The following is a 10,151-nucleotide window of genomic DNA, read 5'->3' as shown; positions in this document are numbered from 1 at the left end:
GCCCAGTACAGCCAGGCCAAGCTCGGCCAGGTCTGGCAGGTGATGACGCCGCTCCTGAACGCGGCGGTCTACTACTTCATCTTCGGCGTGCTGATGAACACCAAGCGCGACGTCGAGGACTACGTCCCGTTCCTGGTCACCGGCGTCTTCGTCTTCACCTTCACCCAGCAGTCCGTGATGGCGGGGACCCGCGCGATCTCCGGCAGCCTCGGCCTGGTGCGCGCCCTGCACTTCCCGCGCGCCTCGCTGCCGATCTCGTACTGCCTGCAACAGCTCCAGCAGCTGCTGTTCTCCATGTGCGCGCTCTTCGTGATCCTGCTCTGCTTCGGCGTCCCGCCCACGGCGTCCTGGCTCCTGGTGATCCCGGTCCTCGCGCTGCAGTTCACGTTCAACACCGGCCTCGCGCTCGTCATGGCGCGGCTCGGCAGCAAGACGCCGGACATCGCGCAGCTGATGCCGTTCGTGCTGCGCACCTGGATGTACGTGTCCGGGGTGATGTGGAGCATCGACGCCGTCCTCAAGGACCAGAATCTGCCGCACGCCGTGAAGGTGCTCCTGGAGTCCAACCCGGCGGCCGTCTACATCGACCTGATGCGGTTCGCGCTGATCGACAGCTTCCAGCGGGACCAGCTCCCGCACCACGTGTGGGCCTGGGCCCTGGGCTGGGCACTGCTCGCCGGAATCGGCGGGTTCATCTACTTCTGGAAAGCAGAGGAGACGTACGGCCGTGGCTGACACTTCCCCGGACCGGGCCCCCACCGTCATCGTCGACCAGGTCGACATCGTCTACCGCGTGCACGGCACCGGCGCGGGCCGCGGCACCGCCACCGCCGCCCTCAACCGGATCATCGGCGGCCGCAAGAAGACCGAGGCGCGGGCGGGCGTGCGCAAGGTGCACGCCGTCAAGAAGGTGTCCTTCACCGCGCACAAGGGCGAGGCCATCGGCCTCATCGGCACCAACGGCTCCGGGAAGTCGACGCTGCTCAAGGCCGTCGCGGGGCTCCTGCCCGTCGAGCGCGGCCGCATCTTCACCCACGGCCAGCCCTCGCTGCTCGGCGTGAACGCGGCGATGATGAACGACCTGACCGGCGAGCGCAACGTACGCCTCGGCGGTCTCGCGATGGGCATGAGCCGCGAGCAGGTCCAGGAGCGCTACGACGACATCGTCGACTTCTCCGGCATCAACGAGAAGGGCGACTTCATCACGCTCCCGATGCGCACCTACTCCTCCGGCATGGCGGCCCGGCTGCGCTTCTCCATCGCGGCCGCCAAGGACCACGACGTCCTGCTCATCGACGAGGCCCTGGCCACCGGCGACCGCTCCTTCCAGAAGCGCTCCGAGGCCCGCATCCGCGAGCTCCGCAAGCACGCGGGCACGGTCTTCCTGGTCAGCCACAACAACAAGTCGATCCGCGACACCTGCGACCGGGTGCTGTGGCTGGAGCGCGGCGAGCTGCGGATGGACGGGCCCACCGGGGACGTCCTGAAGGAGTACGAACGCTTCACGGGCGGCGGCAAGGACTGATCCCCCGAGCGTCCCGGCGTATCCCTTTTGTCGCATCAATACGCAGATCCTTACACTATGGGAGCGTTTAGCAACAGAAGGAGTACGCGTGCAGCCACGGCTGAGTGTTGTCGTCCCCGTCTACAACGTCGAGCTCTACCTCGACGAGTGCCTGGAGTCCCTGGCCGCCCAGACGTTCCAGGACTTCGAAGTGATCATGGTCGACGACGGCTCGACGGACGGCAGCGCGGCCATCGCCGGGGCCTTCGCGGCGGCCGACCCGCGGTTCCGCCTGATATCCCAGGAGAACAAGGGCCTGGGCGCGGCCCGCAACACGGGCGTGCGGGAGATGTCCCCCGACAGCGAGTACCTCGCCTTCGTGGACAGCGACGACACCCTGCCCGCCACGGCGTACGCACTGATGATCGAGACGCTCGACGAGACGGGCTCGGACTTCGCGGCGGGCAACGTGACCCGCTTCCGCTCCGCCGGACACGTCCAGTCCCCGGTGCACCGCGCGCCCTTCGCCGCGACCCGGCTGCGCACCCACGTCTCGAAGTTCCGGCCGCTGCTCACCGACCGCACCGCGTGGAACAAGGTCTACCGCCGCACCTTCTGGGAGCGGCACCGGCTCGCGTACCCGGAAGCCATGCTCTATGAGGACGCGCCCGTCAGCGTCCCCGCGCACTACCTCGCCGACTCCGTGGACGTCCTGAGCGAGCCGATCTACAACTGGCGCGAGCGCGAGATCGGCGAGCGGTCCATCACACAGAACCGCACCAACCCGCAGGGCCTGATCGACCGCGTGAAGTCGATCCGCATGGTGCGCGAGTTCATGCTCGCCCACGTCGACGACGACCCGATGTACGCCGAGCACCTCAAGGTCTACGACAACAACGCCCTCGCCGAGGAGATCCCCCTCTTCTGGAAGGTGCTCCCCGGCTCGGACGCCGCCTATCAGGAGGCGTTCCTGGAGCACGTGGGCCGCCTGGTCCGCGAGATCGGCCAGGACGCGGTGCGCGCGCTGCACGTGCCGCACAAGCTGAAGCTGTACCTGACCGTGCACCGGCGCATGGACGAGCTGATCGGCCAGCTGGAGTTCGAGAAGGAGCACCCCGGCTCGATCCCCGTCGCCGGGACGCTGCACCCCAAGGCCGACTACCCCTTCCTCGACCCAGCCGCCCCCGTCCCGGACGCCGTCCTCCGCCTCGACCAGGAGCTGCGCCTGCGCAGCCGCCTCGACGAGGCCTCCTGGCACGACGGCAAGCTGTGGCTGTCCGGCTGGGCGTTCGCCCGCCAGCTCGGCGCCGAGTCGCGGAGCAGGGCGCTGAAGTCGCTGATCCTCAAGGAGAAGGGCAGCCGCCGCACGGTCCTGGTGCCCGCGCGCAGCCACCTCGACCCCGAGGCGACGGTGGCCTCCGGCGCCGAGTTCCGGCACGCCGACTGGGCGGGCTTCGGCGCGCTGGTGAACCCCTCGCGGCTGCGGCACCGCGGCAAGTGGGTGGACGGCCTGTGGTACGTGCGGATCGCCGTGGCCGGCACGGGCTCGACGCCCCGGCGCGGCCCGCTGTACGGCGCGGGCACCGGGTCCGGCCAGACGCCGCCCGCGCACTGGGTGACCGAGGACGTCCGGGTGGCCCCGCAGATCCAGGACGGCGAGCTGGCCATCCGCGTGGAGACGGCGCACGCGCGCGCCCTCGAGGTCCGCGCCGAGGGCCCCCGCCTCCTCGTCCGCGGCATCCTGCGCACCGCCCCCGGCGGCACGCCCCGGCTGCGCATGCGCCACCGCGAGTCCGGCACGATCCTGACGGTCCCGCTGGACCTCGACGCCCCGCGCGAGGGCCGCGTCCCGTTCACGGCACACGTGGACACGGCGGCCCTGACGGACGTACGCGAGAACCACGAGCGCCTGCGCCCGACCCAGGCCGAGCGGTCCATCGCCCGCTGGGACATGTCGGTGGAGATCGTCGACGCCTCCGGTGACGAGCCGAAGTCGACCCGTCTCGCCCTCATCCTGGACGACCGCGAGGGCTTCTCCGGCGCCCAGTTCGCGCAGGCGGACCCCTCTCGTACCGTCTACGCCCGGCGCAGCCCCGGCGGCTACCTCCAGCTCTGCGACCAGCCCGTCCAGCCCCTGGTGAACCACGTCGCCGCGGCCCCCGACGGCACCGTCACCCTCACCGGCAGCTACCCCGCGACCGGCACCCACGACCTGGAGCTCGTGCTCCGCCAGACCTGGTCGGGCCACGAGTACACGTTCCCGGCGCAGGCCGTGGACGGCCGCTTCGAGGCGCGCTTCGTGCCCGCCCCCACCCACCGCCACGCCGGAGCGACCCCGCTCCGCGCCGGATTCTGGTGGCCCTCCGTCCAGAAGCCCGACGGCTCCCGGACCGCCGTCCAGCTCGCCCCGCCCGTCCACGCCGACCTCCCCCTGGAGGTGACGGCGCACGGCAAGCGCGTCGAACTGCAGGCCCGCCAGTACGACCAGCTCGCGCTGATGGCCCACTCCGAGCTGCGCCCCGACGAGCGCAGCCGCCACCGCCAGACCCGGCTGCGCACCGAGGCCTATCCCGCCGCCCGCCACGAGCCGCTGCGCGAGGCCGTCCTGTACGACGTCTTCGGCGGCCGCATGTACGGCGACTCGCCGCGCGCCATCCACGAGGAGATGGTCCGCCGCGCCCTGCCCGTCGACCACCTGTGGGTCGTCAAGGACGGCCAGTGCGAGGTCCCGGCCACCGCGAAGGCGGTCCGCGTGCACAGTCCCGAGTACTACGAGGCGATGGCCCGCTCCCGCTACATCGTCGGGAACACGCACTTCCCGCGCTGGCTGGAGCGGCGCGAGGGCCAGCAGATCGTCCAGACCTGGCACGGCACCCCGCTGAAGCGGATCGGCTTCGACTTCGACAACGACCACTTCGCGAGCACCCAGTACCTCCAGGACCTGGACCGCGAGCGCCACCAGTGGACGATGCTGCTCTCGCCGAACAAGTTCAGTACGCCGATCATGCGCAGCGCCTTCCGGTTCGGCGGCGACGTGGACGGCGAGCTCCTGGAGGCGGGCTACCCGCGCAACGACGTGCTGCTCGCCCCCGACCGCGCCAAGCGCGCCGAGAAGGTGCGCCGCGCGCTCGGCCTGCCCGAGGGCAAGAAGGTCGTCCTGTACGCGCCGACGTGGCGCGAGGACAAGCAGCGCCACCGCGGCGGCTTCCTGCTCGACCTGCGCATCGACCTGGCCAAGGCGCGCGCGGAGCTGGGCGAGGACCACGTCCTCCTGGTCCGGCCGCACGCGCACATCGTGGAGCCGGTGCCGGGCGCGGGCGACGGCTTCGTGTGGGACGTCGCGAGCTACCCCGACATCATGGACCTGCTCCTGATCGCCGACGTCCTCGTCACCGACTACTCCTCGGTGATGTTCGACTTCGCGGTGACGGGCCGTCCGATGCTGTTCTTCACGTACGACCTGGAGCACTACCGCGACCGGCTGCGCGGCTTCTACTTCGACTTCGAGAAGCGCGCGCCGGGACCGCTGGTCCCCACCTCCGACGGGCTGATCGCCGCGCTGCGGGACCTCGACGCGACGAGCGCGCCGTACGCGCAGGCGTACGACGCGTTCCGCGCCGAGTTCTGCGACCTGGACGACGGCGGGGCCGCGGCCCGCGTCGTCGACCGGATGCTCGCCCACCGAGGGACGGCCACCGCATGAGTACACGGAAGGGGGGCACCGCCGTGCCCGAGCAGGGTGAGAGCGCAGGACCCGAGCTCAGCGTCGTCGTGTACGGCCGGAACGTCCAGGGGCACCTCGGCGCCTGCCTGGACGCCCTCGCCGCACAGGCGTCGCCCGGCGTCGAGGTGATCGTCGCCGCGGTCGGCGCCTCCGCGCAGGCCGCCGCCGCGGACCGGCCCGGCGTCACCGTCGTCCCGCTGCCCGACGGCACGGGCGACGGCGCGGCCCGCGCCGCGGGCGCCGAGCGGGCGCGCGGCCGGTGGCTGCACTTCGTGGCGAGCAAGGACGGCGTGCCGACGGGGGCCGCGCGGGCGGTCGCCGACCGGGCGGCCGACCTGGCCGGGGGCCGGGTTGACGTACTGGTCGTCGACCACCTCCGCTCGACGTGGCGGCACCGGGGCATGCCGAGCCCTGACGGGAAGCACCTCGCCAAGCAGGGCCGCCGCGACCTGCCGCTCGCGGACTGCCCGAACCTCCTGAAGGTCACGCCGCTGCTCGGCAACCGCGTGCTGCGCGCCGACTTCTGGCGGGCGCACCGCGCCGAACTGGCCGTGGACGACGAGACGTTCGCCGCGTACGCCGCGCTGCTCCTCGCCGACCATGTCGCGACGCTCGATCAAGTCGCCCTGAACGTAAGGGAATTGCGCGCCGAGAGCATTCCGCGGGGCGCCCCCGAGGAGCGGTACGCGGTCATCGACCGCTACGAATCGCTCCTGAACCTCGCCGCCGACCGGGGCCTGCCCACGGCGGCGCGCGCCGCGCTCTACGACGTGATGGTCGGCGACTGCCTGCGCGTCGTCGCCCGCGAGAAGCTTCCGGACCCGGTCCGCAGGGAGTTCTTCCACCGCGCGTCCAAGGCCGCCGTCGCCCTGCGCCCGCGGGGCCACCAGCACCCCGGCGGCCTGGAGGGCGTGCGGCGCCGCCTCCTCGAAGAGGACGCGTACACGAAGTACCGCACGTTCCAGACGGCCAACCAGCAGCGGCGCAAGCTGCGGTCGGCGGTCGTCTCGCGCAAGCACAAGGTCGGCGTGAAGGTCCGCGACCTGCGCTACCGCAGGGCCCTGGAGCGCCCGGTCGACCCGAACCTCGCGGTGTTCACGGCCTACTGGGACCGGGGCGTGGCCTGCAACCCGGCGGCGATCGCCGCGAAGCTCGCCGAACTCGCCCCGCACATCCACCCCGTGTGGGTCGTCTCGGCCGCGAACGTACCGCTGCTGCCGCCCGGCACCGACCACGTCGTGCCCGGCACGCGCCGCTACTGGGAGGTCATGGCGCGCGCCAAGTACCTGGTGAACAACGCCAACTTCCCCAACGCGATCGTGAAGCGCCCGGACTCGATCCACCTCCAGACGCACCACGGCACCCCACTGAAGCGCATGGGCCTGGACCAGCTGGACTACCCGGCCGCCGCCAAGGGCCTGAACTTCCACGACCTGCTGGCCCGCGTCGACCGCTGGGACTACAGCGTCTCCGCGAACGGCCACTCCACGGAGATGTGGGAGCGCGCCTACCCCTCGCACTACACCTCGCTGGACTACGGCTATCCGCGCAACGACGTCTACTACAACGCGACGGCCGCCGACGTCCGCGCGATCCGCGAGAGGCTCGGCATCGCGCCGGGCAAGCGGGCGATCCTGTACGCGCCCACCCACCGCGACTACGAGGCGGCCTGGACCCCGCGCCTGGACCTCGCGACCCTCTCCGAACGGCTCGGCGAGGACACGGTCCTCCTGGTCCGCGGCCACTACTTCTACGGCGGCGCGGCGTCCCCGCTGGCCGGCCTGCGCAAGAGCGGCCGCGTCATCGACGTCTCCTCCTACGACCCTGTGGAGGAACTCGCGCTCGCGGCGGACGCCCTGATCACGGACTACTCCTCGATCATGTTCGACTACGCCAACCTCGACCGCCCGATCGTCATCTACGCCGACGACTGGGAGACGTACGCGACGACGCGCGGCGTCTACTTCGACCTGATGGCCGAGGCGCCGGGCAAGGTCGCGCGCACGCAGGAGGAGCTGACGGAGCTGCTCACCTCCGACGCCTGGCGCGACGCGGCGGCCGACAAGGCGCGCCGCGCCTTCCGCCACCGCTTCTGCGAGTACGACGACGGGCGCGCCGCCGAGCGGGTCGTGCGCCGCGTCTTCCTCGGCGAGAGCGAGGACTCCCTGCCGCCCGTCACGCCGGTCGACGAGCGGACCCCGGCACCGACGCCCGAGGAGGCGACGACCCGATGACCGAGACGCCCGACGTGACGGTCACGGTGATCGTCTACAACGACGCGGAACGCCTCCCGCGCGCCGTCGCCTCGCTGCGCCGCCAGACGCACGCGAACATCGAGATCGTCATCAGCGACGACCACTCGACGGACAACACGCCTGAAGTCGCCCGGCAGTTGGCGGCCGAGGACGACCGCATCAGCTACCTCCGCCTGCCCGAGAACAGCGGCGGCTGCAGCGCGCCGCGCAACCGGTCCCTCGACATCGCACGCGCCCCGTACGTGATGTTCCTGGACAGCGACGACGAACTCCCCGAGCGCGCGGTGGAGCTGCTCCTCGCCGCCCACCGCGAGCGGGAGGTGGACTTCGTGATGGGCGCGGTGGAGCGGGTCCGCGTCGACACGGGCCGCACCTCCACCTGGATGCCGCACCTGGTGGCGGAGCGCCGCACGGTGGACGGCATCGCGGCGGAACCCGCCCTGTTCTTCGAGCACCTGTCGACGAGCAAGATGTACAAGAAGTCGTTCCTGGACCGGAACGACCTGCGCTTCCCCGAGGGCATCCACTACGAGGACCAGCTGTTCTCGGCGCAGGCGTACTGCCTGGCGACGTCCTTCACGGTGCTCCCCGACCCCGTCTACCGCTGGTACATCGCGCCCTACGAGGCGGCCGAGTCCGCGTCGATCTCCAACCAGCGCCACAAGCTGACGAACGTGCGCGACCGCATCCACGTCCAGGGCCTCATAGACGAGTTCCTGGTGTCGAGCGGCCACATGGACGTCCGGGAGGCCAAGGACTACAAGTTCCTCAAGCACGACTTCCGGATGTACGCGGGCGACCTGCCGTTCCGCGACGAGGAGTGGCTGACGGGCTTCGCGGACATCGTGAACCCGTACCTGGCCCAGCTCGCCCCCGGCGCGTACGCCCGGCTGCCCCGGGCCGAACGCGTCGTGCTCCGACTCGTCCGGGACGGCCGCCTCGCGGAGGCCCAACTGGCGGCACGCGGCCTCGGCCACGGGGTGGCGCCGCGCGAGACGACGATGGACGCCTCGGGTCACGTCTACTGGGGCCCGTACGTCCCCGAATCCCCCGACTCCCGCACGGAACTCGACCTGACGGACCTCGGCCTGGACTCCCGGCCCTTCCCGAGCGCGCAGTTCCGTCACGAGATCACGAGCGTGGAGCGGGGCCCGGGCGCCTCGGTCGTCCTCTCCGTCCGCACGTACGACCCCGGTCTGCGCCTGCCGGTGGGCCCCCAGGTGGCCACCCTCCTGATCGCCCCCGGCCGCCGCCGCATGAAGGCGCCCTTCCGTCTTGACCCGGTCCGCCCCGGCGTCTTCGAGGGCACCGTCCGCCTCGACCTGGCGGCGGCCCCGCTCCCCCTCAACGGCTTCGCGGGCAGCCGCCACCCGGTCCTCCAACTGACGTCGGGCCAGCTCCGCAACACCTCCCTCCTGCTGGCCCCGCTCGCCTTCCCCCCGCTCAGGGCCCGCGTCGACTACCGCGGCGGCGCGCTCCCCCACGAGGTCACGGTGGAACCGGAGGGCCGCGCCTCGGGCCGCCTCCAGCTCCGCTGGACCCCGGTGGGCGTGACGTCCCGCGTCATACGCCCGCTGGCCCGCAAGGCGGGCGCGAAGGCGGGCTCCCGGGTCCGCCGGGCGGCGCGGCTGGCGGGTGCACTGACCCGCTGAGGCGGCTCGCCGCGGGGTGGCCGTCCGACGTCAAGTCACCGGACGGCCACCCTCGTTGCCGTATTCGGACAACGGCGGGGATTCGGCCCCCGAGGGGCGGGAGTGGCGGGAAGATGCCGGTGACGTGACGTCACGGGGCGTCACCGAAGGGGGGAAGTCCCACATGCCCAGTGCACTCTCCAGACCTTCCGAGCCCTCCAGACCCTCCAAGGGGCAACGCCTCACCGCTGTCCTGACCGGCGCCACGCTGGCCCTGGCAGGCCTGGTGGCGCTCCCCGCCCCCGCGCGGGCCGCCGCCGGGCCCTCGGCCTACGTGGCCAACTTCCACGGCGACACGGTCTCGGTGATCGACACGAGCACGAAGACCGTCACCGACACGATCACGGTCGGGAACAGCCCCGTGGGCGTGGCGATCGCGCCCGCCGAGGGGCGGGCCTACGTCACGAACTTCGACGAGGCCACGGTCTCGGTGATCGACACCGACACCGACGCGGTGACGGCGACCGTCCCGGTCGGCAGCAACCCCCTGAACGTGGCGGTGACCCCGTCGGGATCCCGCGCGTACGTGGCGAACAGCGGCGGGACGACGGTCTCGGTCATCGACACGGCGACGAACACGGTCAGCGCCACGGTCCAGGTCGGCGAGTCCCCGAACGGAGTGGCGATCAGCCCCTCGGGAGCCTCGGCCTACGTCACGAACAACAACGGCAACTCGGTGACGGTGCTGGACACGGCGACGAACACGGTGACGGCGACGGTCCCGGTGGGGGCTGCCCCGGCCGGAGTGGCGGTCAGCCCCTCGGGAGCCTCGGCCTACGTCACGAACAACAACGGCAACTCGGTGACGGTGCTGGACACAGCAACGAACACGATCACCGCGACCATCCCGGTCGGAGGCACCCCGAACAGCGTCACGTTCACCCCGTCGGGCAGCCGGGCGTACGTCGCGGACCGCGGCAGCGGCGACGTGAAGGTGATCGACACGGCGACCCGTACGGTGACGGCGACCGTCCCGG

Annotated in this window: 6 protein-coding genes; all 6 read left to right on the top strand. The window is 71.7% G+C overall.

All coding sequences use genetic code 11. The annotated features are described in order from the left end of the window. Window positions 1-735 (top strand): ABC transporter permease (locus tag AOK03_RS28435; protein ID WP_055568215.1); only part of this gene is annotated, 735 nt, incomplete at its 5' end. Beyond that, on the top strand, window positions 728-1,525 hold the full coding sequence (locus AOK03_RS28430) for an ABC transporter ATP-binding protein (RefSeq protein ID WP_055568214.1): 798 nt from the start codon (window positions 728-730) through the stop codon (window positions 1,523-1,525). The genes AOK03_RS28435 and AOK03_RS28430, both read left to right, overlap by 8 nt. An 88-nt stretch (window positions 1,526-1,613) precedes the next feature. After that, window positions 1,614-5,207 (top strand): bifunctional glycosyltransferase/CDP-glycerol:glycerophosphate glycerophosphotransferase, encoded by a 3,594-nt coding sequence (locus tag AOK03_RS28425; protein ID WP_055568213.1) that lies wholly within the window; start codon window positions 1,614-1,616, stop codon window positions 5,205-5,207. Then, window positions 5,204-7,462, top strand: coding sequence for a CDP-glycerol glycerophosphotransferase family protein (locus AOK03_RS28420; RefSeq protein WP_055568212.1), 2,259 nt, complete (start codon window positions 5,204-5,206; stop codon window positions 7,460-7,462). Before AOK03_RS28425 ends, AOK03_RS28420 begins: the two co-directional genes overlap by 4 nt. Continuing rightward, window positions 7,459-9,135, top strand: coding sequence for a glycosyltransferase family 2 protein (locus AOK03_RS28415; protein WP_055568211.1), 1,677 nt, complete (start codon window positions 7,459-7,461; stop codon window positions 9,133-9,135). The genes AOK03_RS28420 and AOK03_RS28415 overlap by 4 nt, the downstream gene beginning before the upstream one ends. 163 nt (window positions 9,136-9,298) lie before the next feature. Then, on the top strand, window positions 9,299-10,151 hold an 853-nt coding region (locus AOK03_RS28410), incomplete at its 3' end, for a beta-propeller fold lactonase family protein (RefSeq protein WP_244177786.1).

Source organism: Streptomyces atriruber (assembly GCF_001418325.1).
In the GTDB taxonomy this organism is placed as follows: Bacteria; Actinomycetota; Actinomycetes; order Streptomycetales; family Streptomycetaceae; genus Streptomyces; species Streptomyces atriruber.
The sequence above is the reverse complement of the archived record's forward strand: the minus strand, read 5'-3'. Positions and strand labels throughout refer to the sequence as shown.

Coding starts and splice junctions, on each gene's coding strand:
- AOK03_RS28420 (WP_055568212.1), top strand. CDS start 5,204: ATGAGTACACGGAAGGGGGGCACCGCCGTGCCCGAGCAGGGTGAGAGC.
- AOK03_RS28415 (WP_055568211.1), top strand. CDS start 7,459: ATGACCGAGACGCCCGACGTGACGGTCACGGTGATCGTCTACAACGAC.